15 protein-coding genes are annotated in these 17055 nt (G+C 71.5%); 10 read left to right on the top strand and 5 right to left on the bottom strand.

The window, feature by feature from the left end; translation table 11 throughout:
• Positions 1–32 precede the first annotated feature (32 nt).
• On the top strand, positions 33–581 hold the full coding sequence (locus tag AB0I79_RS12140; protein WP_357870766.1) for a CGNR zinc finger domain-containing protein: 549 nt from the start codon (positions 33–35) through the stop codon (positions 579–581).
• Positions 582–639: 58 nt separating this feature from the next.
• Complete coding sequence (locus AB0I79_RS12135; RefSeq protein WP_357870763.1) at positions 640–1317, top strand: hypothetical protein; 678 nt, start codon at positions 640–642, stop codon at positions 1315–1317.
• Between the two features lie 178 nt (positions 1318–1495).
• Here the strand turns inward: AB0I79_RS12135 and AB0I79_RS12130 are convergent, their stop codons facing one another.
• Together AB0I79_RS12130 and AB0I79_RS12125 are read right to left on the bottom strand one after the other, a co-directional pair.
• Positions 1496–3103 (bottom strand): polyketide antibiotic transporter, encoded by a 1608-nt coding sequence (locus AB0I79_RS12130; RefSeq protein ID WP_357870759.1) that lies wholly within the window; start codon positions 3101–3103, stop codon positions 1496–1498.
• A gap of 134 nt (positions 3104–3237) precedes the next feature.
• Positions 3238–4281, bottom strand: a complete 1044-nt coding sequence (locus tag AB0I79_RS12125) for a saccharopine dehydrogenase NADP-binding domain-containing protein (RefSeq protein ID WP_357870756.1) — start codon at positions 4279–4281, stop codon at positions 3238–3240.
• 121 nt (positions 4282–4402) lie between these two features.
• Here AB0I79_RS12125 and AB0I79_RS12120 point away from each other — a divergent pair, with 121 nt between their 5' ends.
• Positions 4403–5329: an AraC family transcriptional regulator gene (locus AB0I79_RS12120; protein WP_357870753.1), complete on the top strand. Its 927-nt coding sequence runs from the start codon at positions 4403–4405 to the stop codon at positions 5327–5329.
• A gap of 104 nt (positions 5330–5433) precedes the next feature.
• On the opposite strand, the gene AB0I79_RS12115 is transcribed toward AB0I79_RS12120, so the two are convergent.
• A complete protein-coding gene (locus AB0I79_RS12115; protein ID WP_357870751.1) occupies positions 5434–6261 on the bottom strand; it encodes an isoprenyl transferase in 828 nt (275 codons plus the stop codon).
• Positions 6204–6938 (bottom strand): DNA repair protein RecO, encoded by a 735-nt coding sequence (gene recO / locus AB0I79_RS12110; RefSeq protein ID WP_357870748.1) that lies wholly within the window; start codon positions 6936–6938, stop codon positions 6204–6206. Before recO ends, AB0I79_RS12115 begins: the two co-directional genes overlap by 58 nt.
• Positions 6939–7089: 151 nt before the next feature.
• Between recO and AB0I79_RS12105 the strand changes: the two genes are divergently transcribed.
• The 4 genes from AB0I79_RS12105 to AB0I79_RS12090 all read left to right on the top strand — a co-directional run bounded on the left by AB0I79_RS12105 (position 7090) and on the right by AB0I79_RS12090 (position 11940).
• Entirely contained in the window at positions 7090–8631 is a 1542-nt protein-coding gene (locus AB0I79_RS12105; protein ID WP_357870745.1) for a CDP-alcohol phosphatidyltransferase family protein, read from the top strand.
• On the top strand, positions 8628–9350 hold the full coding sequence (locus tag AB0I79_RS12100) for a DUF5941 domain-containing protein (protein ID WP_357870743.1): 723 nt from the start codon (positions 8628–8630) through the stop codon (positions 9348–9350). Before AB0I79_RS12105 ends, AB0I79_RS12100 begins: the two co-directional genes overlap by 4 nt.
• Positions 9351–9540: 190 nt before the next feature.
• Complete coding sequence (locus AB0I79_RS12095; protein ID WP_357870740.1) at positions 9541–10935, top strand: glycoside hydrolase family 16 protein; 1395 nt, start codon at positions 9541–9543, stop codon at positions 10933–10935.
• A 60-nt stretch (positions 10936–10995) separates the two neighbouring features.
• A complete protein-coding gene (locus AB0I79_RS12090; protein WP_357870737.1) occupies positions 10996–11940 on the top strand; it encodes a 2-oxoglutarate and iron-dependent oxygenase domain-containing protein in 945 nt (314 codons plus the stop codon).
• 7 nt (positions 11941–11947) lie between these two features.
• Here the strand turns inward: AB0I79_RS12090 and AB0I79_RS12085 are convergent, their stop codons facing one another.
• Positions 11948–14299, bottom strand: coding sequence for a GH1 family beta-glucosidase (locus tag AB0I79_RS12085; RefSeq protein ID WP_357870734.1), 2352 nt, complete (start codon positions 14297–14299; stop codon positions 11948–11950).
• Positions 14300–14391: 92 nt separating this feature from the next.
• Between AB0I79_RS12085 and AB0I79_RS12080 the strand changes: the two genes are divergently transcribed.
• The 3 genes from AB0I79_RS12080 (at position 14392) to rocD (ending at position 17016) form a co-directional block, all read left to right on the top strand.
• A complete protein-coding gene (locus AB0I79_RS12080) occupies positions 14392–14877 on the top strand; it encodes an Lrp/AsnC family transcriptional regulator (RefSeq protein WP_357870731.1) in 486 nt (161 codons plus the stop codon).
• Between the two features lie 124 nt (positions 14878–15001).
• Positions 15002–15799, top strand: a complete 798-nt coding sequence (ddaH, locus tag AB0I79_RS12075; protein ID WP_357870728.1) for a dimethylargininase — start codon at positions 15002–15004, stop codon at positions 15797–15799.
• 2 nt (positions 15800–15801) lie between these two features.
• Complete coding sequence (gene rocD, locus AB0I79_RS12070) at positions 15802–17016, top strand: ornithine--oxo-acid transaminase (protein ID WP_357870725.1); 1215 nt, start codon at positions 15802–15804, stop codon at positions 17014–17016.
• Positions 17017–17055 lie beyond the last annotated feature (39 nt).

Raw genomic sequence — 17055 nt, 5'->3', positions numbered from 1 at the left:
CACGCTAGAACCCGGCCCGGACAGGAGTCAACATGCCGTTTGGCCATGACATGGTGCATTCTCTGGCCACCGTTGTCGAACTGGTCAACACCTCGCCCTCCACCGGCGGCGACGAAGGACTGTCCGGCCTGGCCGAGTTGCAGACGTTCGTGGAATCCCGCAAGATCAGCGGCGTCGGCGCGCTCACGGCCCGCGACCTGGGTCAGGTCCGCATGGTGCGCGAGGCCTTCCACCGCGTCTTCACCGCCCCCGACCAGCCGACGGCCGTCCGCACCCTCAACGCGCTGCTGGCCGAGACCCGCATCACCCCCCGCCTGACGGAACACGACGGCCACCCCCTGCACGTCCACTACTTCGCCGCGGACGCCACCCTGGCGGAGCACGTGGCGGCCGACTGCGGCGTCGCCCTCGCCCACCTGCTGGTGGAAGGCGAGGCGGAACGCCTGCGCACCTGCTCGGCCCCCGACTGCGACCGCGTCTTCGTGGACGAGTCCCGCAACCGGTCCCGCGTGTACTGCGACAGCCGCACCTGCGGCAACCGCATGCACGTCGCCGCCTACCGCGCCCGCCGCCGCGCCTGACGCTCACCACTGCCCATCACCATCGGGAAATCCTGTTACGCGAGCCGGGACACTGAGCGTGGCAGGCGTGGTTGTTTCGGCGTTATTGCTCGCCTGCCTCACCTCGGCGGGCTGTTCCGCCGGCACGATTCCGCAAAGCGTTGACCGCAGATCGCTCGTCTGGGTCAATGCGTTGGCCGTGGCCCGGCCCGACTATCACGTCGTACATGAAGAGCAACTGCCTTCCCGGTCCCGGCTGGAACACCGGGACGCCGTTCGTGTCGTGGTCGAGCCCAGATGGCCGACGTGGTCGCACACAGAGGTGTTCGGCCGCCAGGTACTGGAGTTACGGCCCCACGAGGGCGGCGATGTCAGCCTGCCGGACTTGCCGGCCTGGAATCTCACCGAAGCCATCCACGCCCTGTCCTTCGACGCGGAAGCCCGGGAACAGGCGACGGCGGAGGCGGAGGCTCGCCTCGACGAACTCGCACAGGTGAAAGACCTGAAGGTGACGATAGTGGTCGGATTCACCGAACCACTGCAGGAAAGCGAGGTGCGGCAACTCTGGAAAGGATTCCGGACGTCGGCCTGTTCTCCCCGCCCACCCATGGCGGAGGCCTGCCGATATCCTGGGACTACTCCGGACACCGCAATGCTCGCGGCTTCGACGACTGCAACCCCGACATCAGGGATTCGCTCACCTCGACCTTCAGGAAATGGACGGGACTGCTGCAGACGGAGGACGAAAGCACACTGACCTCGTTCGGCATCGATCCAGGCGAACTGCGAAACAGCGCGGCGGCCGGTCTGTGGTACGGAATGATCAGCACCACCTGGCCCGAAAATGCGAAAACCCTGTTCGGGGATCCGCGGGTGAACGTGATTCAGGTGGGTCAGGTGGCGTTCTAGTTCAGGCGCCAAGGCCGGTACGGCCCTCATCCGGCGCCGAAGTCGCGGCGGCGCAGGGCGAGCAGGCCGCCGGCCGTGAGCAGGGTCGTGATCGCGAGCAGGCCCGCCGTGGGGGCGGGCTGGAGGGGCGGCTCCAGCATCGGGTTGCCGATGTAGTGGAACGGCTCCGCCGGGCTGCCGCCCCACAGCCCGTACAGCGGCCCCGCGACCTGGCCCAGGCCGGTCGTCAGGATCCAGGCGAGCCAGCCGATCGCCACGCTCGCGCGCGGCACGAGCCCGTACGCCAGCACGCACACCGCCCCCACGCACCAGGCCGCCGGGACCGTGCTCAGCGCGCCCCCCAGGAAGGCGGGCAGGTCCGTGGCCAGGTCCCCGACCAGCAGCGAGTAGAGCACGCCGAACACGAGCCCGGCGACGGCCATCAGGCCCGCCGTACCGAGGGCGGCCACGAGCAGGTGGCCGCCCGCCCAGCGCAGGCGGGTCATCGGGGTGGCCTGCAGGGCCTCCGCGCGTCCGGAGGTCTCCTCCGAACGCAGCCGCAGCGTCATGAGCACCGGGTGGAGCGCGACGGCGTAGGCGAGGATCAGGACCAGGTACCAGACGTACCCGCCGAGCATCGTCGCGCCCGTGGGAACGCCGAGGAACTGCGTGATGTTGCCGACGATGACGCTCGGCCGGGAGATCAGGTCCCGCGCCAGCGGGCTCAGCGCGCCCGCGAACGCGGAGAACACCGCCACCCCCGCCGCCCACTTCGCCAGCAGCCCGCGGTGCAGCCGCCAGGCCAGGCTGACCGGGCCGCGCAACTCCTGGGCCGACTCCCGGCCCTGGCGCTCGGGCAGCAGGCCGGAGCCGAGGTCGCGGCGGGCGAGCAGCCGGTACGCGGCGCCGTACAGGATGGCCGCCGCCAGGACGCACAGCCCGATCAGCCACCACCGCTCCTCCTGGTACGGCCGCACGAGGTGGCCCCAGCCCACCGGCGACAGGTACGTCAGCCACGGCTGCCCGGTGGCGTCGCCGGCGAAGCGCAGCACGTACGCGGCGGCGAGGACGGTCAGGCCGATCGCGGTGGCCGTGGGGGCGTTGCGGGCGAGCTGGGCGGCGACGGCCGCGATGCCGCCGAACACCCAGCCGACGACGGTGATGGCGGCGCCGTACGTGAGCGACCCGGCCGGTTCGAGGCCTGCCGCGATCAGCGCGCCGGCGGCCAGCAGGCCACCGGCCAGGCTGACGCCGCCCGCGACCAGCATGGCGGCGGTCAGCGGGGCGTGACGGGCGACCGTGCCCGCCAGGACCAGCTCGCTCCTGCCCGCGTCCTCCTCCCTGCGGGTGTGGCGGATGACGGACATGACGGCGGCGAACGCGGTCGCCACGTAGAGGAAGCCGCCGCTGCGCCAGGTGGCCAGCACCTCGAGCCGGGGCTCGACGACGCCGCCGCCGAGCGCGTGCAGGAAGGCGCTGCGGTCGATGACGTCGAGGTAGGCGAGCTTGTCCTGGTACGTGGCCATGGCCCGGTTGATGTAGGCGACCATCGTCAGGGCCATGGCCACGACCAGCAGGATCCACCAGGGGGCGATGCCCCGCTCGCGGCGTAGCGCGAGGCGGGCGAGGGTGCCGGTGCCGGGAGCGGCGTTCATCGGCCCTCCCGGCGGCGGTCGAGCGGTCCGTTCACCGTGACCAGCTCCTGTTCATGGGTACAGCAGGCTATTTCTGTGAACAGGAAGCTATACCCACGTATAGCACTACGGCAAGCGGGGGTGATCCCGCGGTGTCAGGCCGGGGTGACCTGCCAGGTGACGCCGTGGGCGGTGAGGTGGTCGAGGAAGGAGGCCGGGTCGAAGGCCTGCGCGGGCGTCAGCGCACCCGCCGGCGCGCCGTCCGCGACGAGGCGGCGCGCCCCCTCGACGGCGATCACCGCCGTCATCCCGTAGCCGTCGAGGCCCGTCACCCAGCCCCGCGCCCGCTTCCCGTCCTCGCCGGTCGCCTCGGCCAGCATCAGCCAGCGCGAGGCGAGCCTGGCCGCCTCGTCCGGGATCTCCGGGACACTGTCCACGACCTCGGGCCTCAGCGCGGAGAACATGGCCGCCACCTCGGTACGGACCACGCTCCGCACGCGCCGGGCGCGCACGTGCCGGGGGATGGTCACCACGCCGGGCAGCGCGAACACGGCGACGGGCACTCCACCTTCCTCCCCCGGCACGGTGGCCGGAGCGGGGTTCACGTCTCCGCCGGTGCCGCCGTCCACCGCAGCCGGGTGCCACTGCCCGTCCGTGTACGCCAGCGGCCCCTGCTCGAACACCGCCGCCATCGACCGGGCCGTCCCCCGCGACGCCGCCCCGCGCCCCCGCAGGTCCGCGATCAGCACCTCGGCGACCCCCGCGGCCCTCACCTGCTCGGCGACCAGGTGCGCGATCATGTCCCCCGGCCCGCCGTCGTCGGCCATGGCGGGCACGACCGTCACCCCGGCCCGTACGGCCTCCTCGCCCACCCCGTCGAGCACCCTCTTGATGTAGTGCTGCTCCCCGGTGGTGTCCAGGTAGTGCGCCCCGGCAGCGATCGCGGCCCGGATGACCGGCTCCCCCAGCACCGTGAACGGCCCCGCACAGTTGATCACCACCGCGCAGTCCCCGAACGCGTCCGCGAGCGCCTCGGGCTCGTCGAGCCCGGCCACCCTGACCGCCTCCGAGCCGTCCGCGACGCTCCGCAGCCGCTCCTCCGACCGCCCGACGAGCACCGGCGTGAACCCGCGCCGCCGCACCTCCGCCACCGCGAGCCGTCCAGTGAACCCGCTGGCCCCATGAATCGCGACCTTCATCGCTTCCTCCTTCGTTTCCGCAGCTCACGCTAGGAGGAAGCGGGACGCGTGCCCATGTCCGCCGATCCACGCACCATGTCCGATCGTCCACCGCCCCCGCATCGCGGGATACCGTACGGACATGGACGTGCTCAGCGACGCCATCACCGCCATGCGCACCGGCCTGCCGCACGCCTCGCGCACGCGCATGCGCGGCCCCTGGGGCGTGCGGTTCCAGCCGCAGCAGGGCGCCGGGTTCCACGTGATCCTGCAGGGCTCGTGCTGGCTGCTGCCCGCCACCGGCGAGCCCGTCCGGCTGGGGGTGGGCGACGTGGTGTTCCTGCCGCGCGAGCTCGGGCACGGCCTCGCGGACGCGGTCACGACCCCGCTGGTCGAGGCCACGCCCGTGTACGACGACGGCTCCCCCATCGGCCGCCTGCACCAGGACGGCCCGGGTCCGCTGACCGAGATGTTGTGCGGCGCGTACCGGCTCGACCAGACCAGGCTCCACCCGCTGCTGACCGAGCTGCCCGACGTCATGCACATCCCGGCCAGGATCGGCGGCCACCCCTCGCTCAGGGGCGCGATCGAGCTGCTGGGCCGCGAGCTCGACGCCGCGCACGGTCAGGGCTTCGAGACGGCCACGTCGGCGCTGCTCGACGTCCTGCTCGTCTACCTCCTGCGGGCCTGGTACGACAACCACGACATGGCCACCGGCTGGGGCGCGGCCCTGCGCGACCCGGCGGTCACGGCGGCGCTGCGGGCGATCCACCAGCACCCGGCGACCCCGTGGACGGTGCAGTCGCTGGCCGCCAGGGCGGGGCTGTCGCGGGCGGCGTTCGCGCAGCGGTTCGCGAGCAAGGTGGGCGCGCCGCCGCTGGCGTACCTGACGTGGTGGCGGATGACCACGGCGGCGCGGCTGCTGCGCGACACCGACCTCCCGCTGCGCTCGGTGGCCGAGCGTACGGGGTACGCCACCGAGTTCGCCTTCGCCAAGGCGTTCAAGCGGGAGTTCGGCACCGCCCCCGGCCGCTACCGGAACGAGCCGGGCCAGGCCGTCTCCGCCTAGGGTCGCCGCACGCCCTGGCGGCGTCTCGCTCTCCCGGCCGCCTTCGAGCAGGCCCCTCGACCGCTTCGACAGCATCCGGGCGCCGGGCGCCGGCTGAAGAGCGGCTAGACCTGGTTGGGGATCGCCCCGCCGTAGCGCCGGTCGCGCTTGGCGAAGATCTCGCACGCGTCCCACAGGTCCCGCCGGTCGAAGTCGGGCCACAGCCGGTCGAGGAAGACCATCTCGGCGTAGGCGGACTGCCACAGCAGGAAGTTGGAGAAGCGCTGCTCACCCGACGAGCGCAGGAACAGGTCGACCGGCGGGATCTCGGGCTCGTCCAGGTACCGGGCGAAGACCTTCTCGTTCACCTTGGACGGCTTGACCCGCCCGGCCGCGAGGTCCTGCGCCAGCTTGAGCGCGGCGTCGACGATCTCGGCCTGGCCGCCGTAATTGACGCAGAACTGCAACGTGAGCGTCCGGTTGGACGTGGTCATCTCCTCGGCCGTCTGCAGCTCGGAGATGACGCTCTTCCACAGCCGCCCCGGCCGGCCCGCCCAGCGCACGCGCACGCCCATGGCGTTGAGCTCGTCGCGCCGCCGCCGGATCACGTCGCGGTTGAACCCCATGAGGAAGCGCACCTCGTCGGGCGAGCGCTTCCAGTTCTCCGTCGAGAACGCGTACGCGCTCAGATAGGGGATGCCCAGCTCGATGGCCCCCTCGATGACGTCGAACAGCGAGGACTCGCCCGCCTTGTGCCCCTCCGTGCGGGGCAGGCCGCGAGCCTTGGCCCAGCGGCCGTTGCCGTCCATGACGATGGCGACGTGCCGGGGCACCAGCTCGCGCGGGATGGGCGGCGGGGTCGCCCCGGACGGGTGCGGGGACGGGGGTCGTACGTTCACGCGGGCTCCCTTTCGACGTGTCGGAGAGAGCGTATTCCGTGTTCGAGGTGCCATTGCAGGTATGCGGCGACCAGGCCGCTGCACTCGCTGCGGTGGCGCGGCTCGGAGGCGTCCGCGGTGGTCCAGTCGCCGCGCAGCAGCGCCGTCATGAGCCCGATCGTCTCGCCCGCGGGCACCGCCGAGCCGGACGGCTTGCACGCCCCGCACACCACGCCGCCGGCCACGATGGCGAACGCCCTGATCGCCGGCGCCTGGCACTTCGCGCACGCCTCCAGCGCGGGGGCGTAGCCGGCCACGGCCAGGGAGCGCAGGAAGTAGGCGTCGAGGACCAGCCTGGCCTCGTGACCGCGGTCGGCGAGCGTGCGCAGCCCGCCCACCAGCAGCAGGAACTGCCGCAGCGCCGGCTCCTTCTCCCCGTGCGTGAGCCGGTCGGCGGTCTCCAGCATCGCGCTGCCGGCGGTGTAGCGGGGATAGTCGGCGGCCAGCGCCTCCCCGTAGGGCCTGATCGTCTCCGCCTGGGTGACGACGTCGAGCGTGCGGCCGGTGTGCAACTGCAGGTCGACGTGCGTGAACGGCTCCAGCCTCGCCCCGAAGCGCGACTTCGTGCGGCGGACGCCTCGCGCCACCGCCCGGATCTTGCCCGTACGCTTGGCCAGGATGGTGACGATGCGGTCTGCCTCACCGAGTTTCTGGGTGCGCAGGACCACGCCTTCGTCACGGTAGAGACTCACTCGAACATCTTACGGCCGACCTGTATACCGGTGGGCGGGACGTTACGGGCATGCTCTTGTGACGCGACTTTACGTCACTCTCACTACACTTTGACGTCTGTCCCCGCATTACCCGTTGTTCAACCCCCCGCTACCGCCTCGAAAGGGAGTCATGACCCGCGTGGTCCTGCTGGGCGCCTCGCCCGGCCCCGACATCTCTCCGACCGGCCTGAGGCTGGCCGCGCTTTCCGGCAATCCCACCGTGTCCGAACGGCTGCGCAGCCAGCTCACCTCCATGGATCCGCGCTTCGCCACGATCCCGACGGACGACGTCGCGACCGCCCTGCGCGCCCTGGCCGACGTCGCCGAGCAAGCAACGGAGAGCCTGTTCATCATCCCTGAGAACTCTGTCGTCCACGACGAGCTGATCTACCAGATCACCAAGTCCAAGCGCGGTGCGCTGGCGCTCGTCGCGAAAGAGCCACGGGTGGGGGTGACGGAGGACAACGGCCTGGAGGAGAACGGTCCCGAGGACAACCCCGTCGAGGACCGCATCCCCATCGACGAGGCCGACCCCGAGATCGGCATGAACCGCGTCGAGGGCCTGCCCGTGCGCGTGCGCATCGGCAAGTCGCGCGTGGTCTCGGTGGGCACCGCGAGCCACGCCGTGACCAGGCCCAACGCCGTGGTGCTCGGCCCGCTGCACGTCAGCGCGCGCAACGCGCCGAAGCTCGCCGAGACCTGCCGCGAGCTCGCGGCCATGGCCGACCGGTTCGGCGCCGACGACGATCTCGTCCAGCTCGTGGTGTTCGGCCTGGTGCGCAACGGCGTGTCGGTCGGCATCCGGGGCCGGCGCGACCTGTTCTACCGCCGGGTCACCACCCAGGAGGAGATCAACGAGGCCGGCGCCGAGATGGCCGGGATGAACGAGGACCGCGCCCGGCTCAACAACGCCGTCAAGGGCGCCGACGGCTTCTTCACCACGTTCTTCGTCTCCACCTACTCGCGCTACATCGCCCGCTGGGCCGCCCGCCGCGGGCTGACGCCCAACCAGGTGACGCTGATCTCGATCGTCCTCGGCGTGGCCGCGGCCGCCTGCTTCGCCACCGGCGACCGCCCCTGGATGGTGCTGGGCGGCGTGCTGATCTACTTCGCCTTCGTCTTCGACTGCGTGGACGGGCAGGTCGCCCGTTACGCCCGCAAGTTCGGCGTGCTGGGGGCATGGCTGGACGCGACGTTCGACCGGTTCAAGGAGTACGTCGTCTTCGCGGGCCTGGCCGTCGGCTGGGTGGTCTCCGGCAACGGCGAGGAGATCTGGATCCTGGCGCTGGCCGCGCTCGGCCTGCAGTCCGTGCGCCACCTGCTCGACTTCTCCTTCGGTGTCGCCAACCGCCGCAAACCCCCGGCCCCGCTGCCCACCACGCCGCTGGACGCCCCCGACGACCGCGACCTGCGCCAGAAGCTGACCGCCCGCAAGGTGGAGCGCAGCCAGGGCGTGCGTGGTGTGCTGAAGATGTGGACGAAGGCCGGCAAGTACCGTGCAGTCCACTGGGCGCGTAAGATGATCGTCTTCCCCATCGGCGAGCGTTTCGCGGCCATCGCGATCACCGCCGCCCTCTTCGACGCCCGGATCACCTTCATCACCCTCGTGATCTGGGGCTCCGTCGCCGCCGCCTACACCCTCACCGGACGCCTCATGAGGTCGCTCGTATGATCACCCAGCCGCAGGCCATGGCCACCCCCACGCCGGATCCCGACGAGGAGCGCCGCCGCATCCAGACCGCCCGCCTCGTCGCCTACCGCGACGACGGCCCGCTCGCCCACGCCCTGTCCAGCAAGATCGGCGCCGGCCTGCCTCCCGTGCCCGCCACGCTCGTGGCCCTGCTCGCCGTGGTCGCCATCACGGTCGCGGGGCTGCTCGGCTCCGGCGGCCCCATCCTGCTCCTGCCCGTGGCGATCGTGCTGCTGCTGGTGCTGCCCACGACGCCGCGCGACCACCTGGGCCGCTTCGACTGGCTCACCCCGCCGCTGCTGCGCGCGGCCGAGTTCTTCACCATCATCGCGGTCGGACTGGCGGCCGATGCGCCGAAGTGGCTGCTGTTCGTGCTGGTGTACGTCGTCGGTTACCACACCTACGACACCGTCTACCGGACGCGGCAGAGCATCTGGCCGCCCGCCTGGGTGTTCCGGGCGGGGCTCGGCTGGGAGCTGCGGCTGCTGGTCATCGGTGTCGGGGCGGCGCTCGACGTGCTGACGCCGGTGCTGGCGGTGCTGACGGCGTACCTGTTCGTGCTGTTCGCGGTGGAGAGCGTGACGAGCTGGGTGCGCCTGGACAAGGCCTCCGCCCAGGCGGGCGCCGACGCCGAGCAGGACCTGGAGGCCTCCCCCGAGGACGCGCTGGAGCAGGCGACGGGAGAGGCGGAGAAGGGCTGAGTCCTTCCTTCTCCCGTACGGCGCCGCACACCTGTGCGGCGCCGTTCTCTTTCGCCCGCCATGACCTGTTTCGAGAGCGCTCTCCGCGCTACCTCGGCCTTTGTAAGCTTTGTTGACAGCCGGTAAACGCTGTGCTCAGATCTTGCAGAGAGCGCTCTCTCCAGCGCTCAGGCACCCCCGGGAGAGAGTTATGACAACAGCGATCCGGCATCGGCACCGGCGCCGCCTGGCTGCCGTGGCCGCGGCACTCGTCGCGCTCAGCGGCCTGCTCGTCAACCTGGCCGTCAGCGCCTCGGCCAGCGTCCCGCCCACCCCGTCAGGCTGGTCCCTCGTCTGGTCCGACGACTTCAACGGCGCCGCCGGCACCCTGCCCTCGTCGAGCAACTGGATCATCGACACCGGCCACTCCTACCCGGGCGGCCCGGCCAACTGGGGCACCGGCGAGGTCCAGAACTACACCTCCAGCACCGCCAACCTGAGCCTCGACGGCTCCGGCAACCTGCGCATCACGCCGCTGCGCAGCTCGTCCGGCGAGTGGACCTCGGCGCGCATCGAGACCAGGCGCGCCGACTTCAAGCCCGCCGACGGGCGCATCCTGCGCATCGAGAGCCGGCTGCAGATGCCGAACGTGACCGGCGACGCCGCGCTCGGCTACTGGCCGGCGTTCTGGGCGCTCGGGGCGCCGTACCGGGGCAACTACTGGAACTGGCCGGCCATCGGCGAGTTCGACATCATGGAGAACGTCAACGGCATCAACTCCGTCTGGGGCGTGCTGCACTGCGGCGTCAACCCGGGCGGCCCCTGCAACGAGACCACCGGCCTCGGCGCCAGCCGCGCCTGCCCCGGCTCGACCTGCCAGTCGGCCTACCACACCTACCGCTTCGAGTGGGACCGCAGCGTCAGCCCCAATCAGCTGCGCTGGTACGTGGACGGGCAGCAGTTCCACGGCGTCAACCAGTCGCAGTTCGACGCCACGACCTGGAACAACATGACCGGCCACGCCGGTTACTTCCTGCTGCTCAACGTGGCCATGGGCGGGGCGTTCCCGAACGCCCTGGGCGGCCAGACGCCGACCGCGGCCACCGTCCCCGGGCGGCCGATGATGGTCGACTACGTGGCCGTCTGGCAGAGCGGCACCGGCGGCACCGACCCCACCACCCCTCCGGGTGGCGTCGACGCCCGCTCCACGATCCAGGCCGAGCGTTACCAGGGCCAGTCGGGCACCATCGTCGAGACGACCACCGACTCGGGCGGCGGCCAGAACGTCGGGGCGATCGCCAACGGCGACTGGCTGCGCTACGACGGGGTCGACTTCGGTTCCACGCCCGCCACGCAGTTCAGGGCCAGGGTGGCCTCCGGCGCGGCGGCCGGGGTGAGCGGGCTGGTGCAGGTCCGCCTCGACAGCCCGACTGCCCCGCCGATCGGCGACTTCGCCCTGGCGAACACGGGCGGCTGGCAGAGCTGGCGCACGATCCCGGCGAACGTCTCCGGGGTGACGGGCACGCACACGGTGTACCTGACCTTCTCCTCCGGGCAGCCGGCCGACTTCGTCAACGTCAACTGGTTCACGTTCTCGACCTCCTGATCAGCGGCACGCCCGGGCGGGGAACCCCTCGCCCGGGCGTTTCAGGGGAACAATGGGGCGATGAGCGAATTGCCGGTGATCGACATCGCCCCGCTCCTCGCGGCGGGTCAGGGAAGGCGGGCCGTCGCCGACGCCATCGGCGCCGCCTGCCGGGAGCACGGCTTCTTCTACGTCTCGGGCCACGGCGTGCCGCCCGAGCTCATCGCCCGGCTCGACGCGGCGAGCAGGCGCTTCTTCGCGCTGCCCGAGCACGTCAAGAACGAGATCGCGATGGAGCGGGGCGGCCGGGCCTGGCGCGGGTTCTTCCCCGTGGGCGGCGAGCTGACCTCGGGGCGGCCCGACCTGAAGGAGGGCGTCTACTTCGGGGCCGAGGAGCCGCCGGGCGCCGTGCCGCTGCACGGGCCGAACCTGTTCCCCGCCCAGGTGCCCGAGCTGCGCGAGGCGGTGCTGGAGTACCTAAGCGCGATGACGGGCGTCGGGCAGGCGGTGATGGGCGGCATCGCGCTGAGCCTGGGGCTGGAGGAGGACTACTTCCGCGCGGGCTACACGGCCGATCCGACCATCCTCTTCCGGATATTTCATTATCCGCCCGGGCCCGCCGACGACCCCGGCACCTGGGGCGTCGGCGAGCACACCGACTACGGGCTGCTGACCCTGCTCCTCCAGGACGGCAACGGCGGCCTGCAGGTCCGTACGGACGCGGGCTGGATCGAGGCGCCCCCGGTGCCGGGCACGTTCGTGTGCAACATCGGCGACATGCTCGACAAGCTCACCGGCGGCCAGTACCGCTCCACCCCCCACCGCGTGCGCAACCGCAGCGGCAACGAGCGCCTCAGCTTCCCGTTCTTCTTCGACCCCGGCTGGGACAGCGAGGTCCCGCCCCTCCCCTACGCCCCCGGCCACCGGTGGGACGGCCAGGTGGACTTCACCGGCACCTACGGCGAGTACCTGCTGTCCAAGGTCTCCAAGGTCTTCCCGCACCTGTTCGAGCAGCAGCGGCTCTAGGCCGGCTCTAGGCCGAGTCCCGGACGACGAGCCGGGTGGGCAGCACCACGGACGTCGTGTGGCGGCCCTCCAGGCGGGACAGCAGCAGCCGGGCCAGCGCCAGCGCCTGCTCGGCGACGGGAACCCGCACGGTGGTGAGCGCCGGGGTGGTGGCCGAGGCGGCGTCCACGTCGTCGAAGCCCACGACCGCCAGGTCCTCGGGCACCCGCAGGCCGAGCTCGCGGGCCGCCTGCAGGGCGCCGATGGCGAGCTGGTCGGTGGCGGCGAAGACGGCGTCGAGCGAGGGCGAGTCCGTCAGGAGCCGGCGGGCGGCGGCGGCGCCCGCCGCGCGGGTGAGGTCGTCGGCGGGCGCGAGGTGCGGCGTCAGGCCCGCGCGCTGGAGCGCCGCCCGGTGGCCGGACAGCCGGTCCTGGACGGTGACCAGGTCCATGGGCCCGCAGACCATGCCGATGCGGCGGCGCCCGCGGGCGAGCAGGTGCTCGGTGGCCGCCGCGGCGCCGCCCACGTTGTCCACGTCCACGTACGGGACCAGCGACGCGATCGGCGGCTTGCCCAGCAGCACGAGCGGCACCTCCGTGCGGGAGAGGCGCTCGGCCAGCGTGTCGCCCCGGTCGGGCGGCAGCAGCACGACCCCGTCCACCAGCCGGGCCTCGACGTGCGCGGCGATGCGCCGGTGGCTCTCGGCCGTCTCGGCGAGCATGAGCGTGATCTGCTTGCCCGCGCCTTCCAGGAGGCTCGTCACGTACTGGACGACGGCGGAGGTGAGCGTGTCACCGCCCTGCCGGGGGACGGACAGGACCAGGGCGACCGCGTTGGTGCGGCGGGTGACGAGGGTGCGCGCGGCCAGGTTGGGCACGTAGCCGATCTCCTTGACGGCCCGCATGACCGTGGCCCTGACCTCGGGGCTCACGGACGACTCGCCGTTGACGACCCGGGAGACCGTCGCCCTGGAGACGCCCGCGCGGGCGGCCACCGTCTCCAGCGTGGGCCTGCGGGTGCGCGTCTCGGCCAGCCCGTTGCGCCTGATGACGTCGCGGTACCACAGCGCGCTGTCCTTCATCCGCCGCCGCTGGGTGGCGAAGTCCACGTGCACGAGGCCGAACTTGCGCTGGTAACCGTCGGACCATTCGAGATTGTCGAGCAACGTCCAGACGAGGTATCCGCGTACCCGGGCGCCGTCGTCGACGGCCGCGCGCAGGGCACGCAGGTGCTCCTCGATGAAACTGATCCGGTCGACGTCGTGAATGCCGTCCCCGGTCACCACGTCCACGAAGTCGGCACCGTTCTCGGTGACCATGAGATCGAGGCCGGGATAGTCCCGGGAGATGCGCCCGAGGAGCAGGGCGAGGCAGTTCGGCACGATCGGCCAGCCCATGGCGGTGACCGCCGTCGGGATGGTGCAGAAGAGGATCCCCTCGCTGCCCGGATACGCCGGGTCGGCGGGCTCGCTGGGCTGCGCCTGGACGACCAGCGGGGTGTAGTAGTTGACGCCGAGCAGGTCGAGGGGCTGGGCGATGGTCTCCAGGTCGCCGTCGTGGATGTGGTCGAGGCCGCCGTGGCGCTCGATGACAGGCAGCAGCTCCGCCGGGTACGCGCCGCGCAGCGCCGGCTCCAGGAACTGCCGGTTGGCCAGCGCGTCGATCCTGGCCACGGCCGCGGCGTCCTCCTCCGACAGCTCCCTGCCGAAGTCGCTCACCTGGGCGGGCGTCATGACGGGCGAGATGTTGAGCACGAGGCCGACCTTCTCGGCCCCGCCCTCGCGCAGCGCCTGCACGGCCAGCCCGTGCCCGAGCAGCATGTGGTGGGCGCTGCGGAAGGCGTCGGCGGCGGACCTGCGGCCCGGCGCGTGGATGCCGGACCCGTAGCCGAGGAACGCCGCCACCCACGGCTCGTTCAGCGTGAACCACGTGTCCACCCGGTCGCCGAGCCGCGCGTGGACGGCGGCGGCGTACTCGGCGAACCGCGCGGCGGTGTCGCGGGACGGCCAGCCGCCGCGGTCCTCCAGCGCCTGCGGCAGGTCCCAGTGGTAGAGGGTGGCGTAAGGGGTGATGCCCGCGCCGACCACCTCGTCGAGCAGCCGGTCGTAGAAGTCGAGGCCGGCCGCGTTGGGCTTGCCGTGCCCCTCGGGGAAGATCCGCGCCCAGCTCACCGAGAACCGGTAGGCGGCCATCCCCAGCTCTTTCATCAGCCGCACGTCTTCGGGATACCGGTGGTAGTGGTCGCACGCCTCCGCCCGGTCCGCGGAAAAGGTGTCCCAAATGGACGGCAGGCGGCCGTCGGCGGCCGTGGCCCCCTCGATCTGGTAAGCCGACGTCGAAACTCCCCACACGAAACCCTCGGGGAAGCTCGTGGTGCTCATAGTGGCGAACGCCTTTCGGTCACGTTTGTCGCGCCCAGTCTCCCGCGTGCCGCTCGTCGCGCGCCAGCCTGGCCAGGCGGTATACAGAGCGCGTGGAACTGGACCAGCTCGATCGTGACATCATCGCGGCACTCGTCGACGACGCCCGCCAGACCTACGCCGACATCGGGCAGCAGGTGGGGCTGAGCGCCTCGGCGGTGAAGCGGCGGGTGGACCGGCTCCGCGAGACGGGAGCGATCACGGGGTTCAGCGCGCGGGTGTCGCCGCAGGCGCTCGGCTGGACGACCGAGGCCTACGTGGAGCTGTTCTGCCAGGGCAAGACGAAGCCGTCGGACATCGCGCTGGCCGTGACCAGGTTCCCCGAGGTGGTGGCGGCGGCCACGATCACGGGTGAGGCGGACGCGCTGCTGCACATCAGGGCGACGGACGTGCGGCACGTGGAGCGGGTGATCGAGCGCATCGCGGCGATGGCGTTCGTGGTGCGGACCAAGAGCTCCATCGTGCTGTCGAGGCTGGTGGACACCCCTCCGGGCGCCGCCGTGCCGGAGGCGCGCAACGAATCGGCCACCCCGGGCTGAGAGACGCAACAGACGCGCGCGAAGACGCAATGTCAACCCCTGGCCTGCGCAAACGCGGATTCCTAGGCTGTCCTCATCCCCTGTGATGGGGATTTTCCCTGCTTGAGAGCCGATGGAGTGCTGCATGCCCAAACACTTCCTCATGTGCCGTCCTGAGTACTTCACGGTCGAGTACGCCATCAATCCGTGGATGCATCCCGAGGCCGGCGCGGACCGCGACCTGGCGGTCCGGCAGTGGGAGGGCCTGAAGGCGGCGTACGAGGAGCTCGGTCACCAGGTCAGCCTGATCGACCCGATCGACGGCCTGCCCGACATGGTCTTCGCCGCGAACGGCGCGCTGGTCGTGGACGGCCGCGCGTACGGCGCCCGCTTCGCCTACCCGCAGCGCGGCCCCGAGGGCCCCGCCTACCTGCGCTGGTTCGCCGAGCGCGGCTACCCGACGCTGGAGCCGGCGCACGTGAACGAGGGCGAGGGCGACTTCCTCACGCTCGACGACGTCATCCTGGCCGGCACCGGCTTCCGCACGGACGTGGTCGCCCACCAGGAGGCGCAGGAGTACCTGGGCCGGCCGGTGGTCTCGCTGACGCTGGTGGACCCGCGCTTCTACCACCTGGACACGGCGCTGTTCCCGCTCGACGGGCGCAACGTCGCCTACTACCCGGACGCGTTCTCGCCGGGCAGCCTCGCGGTGCTGCGCCGCATGTTCCCGGACGCGGTGATCGCGAGCGCGCGGGACGCCGAGGTGCTCGGGCTCAACGCCGTCAGCGACGGCACGAACGTGGTCATCAACGCCGAGGCGTCCGACCTGCAGTTGGAGCTCAAGCGGCGCGGGTACGAGGTCATCCCGGTCGATCTGTCGGAGCTGCGTAAGGCAGGTGGCGGGCCCAAGTGCTGCACACTGGAGATCAGGGGGGAAAACTGATCATGACCACCAGCGCAGAGCTGATCGAAGTGAGCGAGCGCCGCAGCGCGCACAACTACCATCCGCTGCCGGTGGTGATCCACGAGGCGCACGGCGCGTGGGTCACCGACGTCGACGGCAAGCGGTATCTGGACTGCCTGTCCGGCTACTCCTCGCTCAACTTCGGCCACGGCCATCCGAAGATCATCGAGGCGGCGAGGGAGCAGCTCGAACGCCTCACGCTGACCAGCCGCGCCTTCTACCACGACCAGTTCGCGCAGTTCTGCACCGGGCTCGGCGACCTCACGGGCAAGGACATGATCCTGCCCATGAACACCGGCGCCGAGGCCGTCGAGACCGCCGTCAAGGTGGCGCGCAAGTGGGGGTACGAGGTCAAGGGCGTCGAGCCCGAGCAGGCCAACATCATCGTGATGGAGGGCAACTTCCACGGCCGCACCACCACGATCGTCAGCTTCTCCACCGACCCGGAGGCGCATGACAACTTCGGCCCGTACACGCCGGGCTTCCGGATCGTCCCGTACGCCTCGATCGATGCGGTACGGGCGGCCGTGGACGCGAACACGGTGGCCGTGCTGGTCGAGCCGATCCAGGGCGAGGCCGGGGTGCTGGTGCCGCCGGACGGGTACCTGAGCGACCTGCGGGCGCTGTGCTCGGCCGAGGGCATCCTGATGATCGCCGACGAGGTGCAGTCGGGGCTCGGGCGTACGGGGCAGACGTTCGCGTGCGACTACGAAGGGGTCGTGCCGGACATCTACGTGCTGGGCAAGGCGCTGGGCGGCGGGGTGGTGCCCGTGTCGGCCATCGCCGCCGACCGCGACGTGCTCGGGATCATCCACCCGGGGCAGCACGGGTCCACGTTCGGCGGGAACCCGCTGGCCTGCGCGGTGGCGAACGCGGTCATCGAGCTGCTCAACACCGGCGAGTTCCAGGCCCGCGCCACGAAACTCGGCGAGGTCCTGCACGGGCGGCTGCGCGAGCTGATCGGCAAGGGCGTGCTGGAGGTGCGCGGGCGCGGCCTGTGGGCCGGCGTGGACATCGATCCGGAGCTGGGCAGCGGGCGCGAGGTGTCCAAGGCGCTGCTGAAGCGCGGCGTGCTGGCGAAGGACACGCACGGCTCCACGATCCGCCTGGCGCCGCCGATCGTCGTCTCCGAGGAAGATCTCCTCTGGGCGATCTCGCAGCTCGCCGATGCGCTCTACGAGCTCAAGAGCGCATGATCCCCGAGCTCGGGCGGGCATGATCTGTTACGGCTCCGC

The organism is Nonomuraea sp. NPDC050202 (assembly GCF_040656115.1).
In the GTDB taxonomy this organism is placed as follows: domain Bacteria; phylum Actinomycetota; class Actinomycetes; order Streptosporangiales; family Streptosporangiaceae; genus Nonomuraea.
This window is presented reverse-complemented; position numbering and strand designations above follow the sequence as displayed.

Coding starts and splice junctions, on each gene's coding strand:
- AB0I79_RS12140 (WP_357870766.1), top strand. CDS start 33: ATGCCGTTTGGCCATGACATGGTGCATTCTCTGGCCACCGTTGTCGAA.
- AB0I79_RS12130 (WP_357870759.1), bottom strand. CDS start 3,103: ATGAACGCCGCTCCCGGCACCGGCACCCTCGCCCGCCTCGCGCTACGC.
- AB0I79_RS12125 (WP_357870756.1), bottom strand. CDS start 4,281: ATGAAGGTCGCGATTCATGGGGCCAGCGGGTTCACTGGACGGCTCGCG.
- AB0I79_RS12120 (WP_357870753.1), top strand. CDS start 4,403: ATGGACGTGCTCAGCGACGCCATCACCGCCATGCGCACCGGCCTGCCG.
- AB0I79_RS12115 (WP_357870751.1), bottom strand. CDS start 6,261: ATGGCACCTCGAACACGGAATACGCTCTCTCCGACACGTCGAAAGGGA.
- AB0I79_RS12105 (WP_357870745.1), top strand. CDS start 7,090: ATGACCCGCGTGGTCCTGCTGGGCGCCTCGCCCGGCCCCGACATCTCT.
- AB0I79_RS12100 (WP_357870743.1), top strand. CDS start 8,628: ATGATCACCCAGCCGCAGGCCATGGCCACCCCCACGCCGGATCCCGAC.
- AB0I79_RS12095 (WP_357870740.1), top strand. CDS start 9,541: ATGACAACAGCGATCCGGCATCGGCACCGGCGCCGCCTGGCTGCCGTG.
- AB0I79_RS12090 (WP_357870737.1), top strand. CDS start 10,996: ATGAGCGAATTGCCGGTGATCGACATCGCCCCGCTCCTCGCGGCGGGT.
- AB0I79_RS12085 (WP_357870734.1), bottom strand. CDS start 14,299: ATGAGCACCACGAGCTTCCCCGAGGGTTTCGTGTGGGGAGTTTCGACG.
- ddaH (WP_357870728.1), top strand. CDS start 15,002: ATGCCCAAACACTTCCTCATGTGCCGTCCTGAGTACTTCACGGTCGAG.
- rocD (WP_357870725.1), top strand. CDS start 15,802: ATGACCACCAGCGCAGAGCTGATCGAAGTGAGCGAGCGCCGCAGCGCG.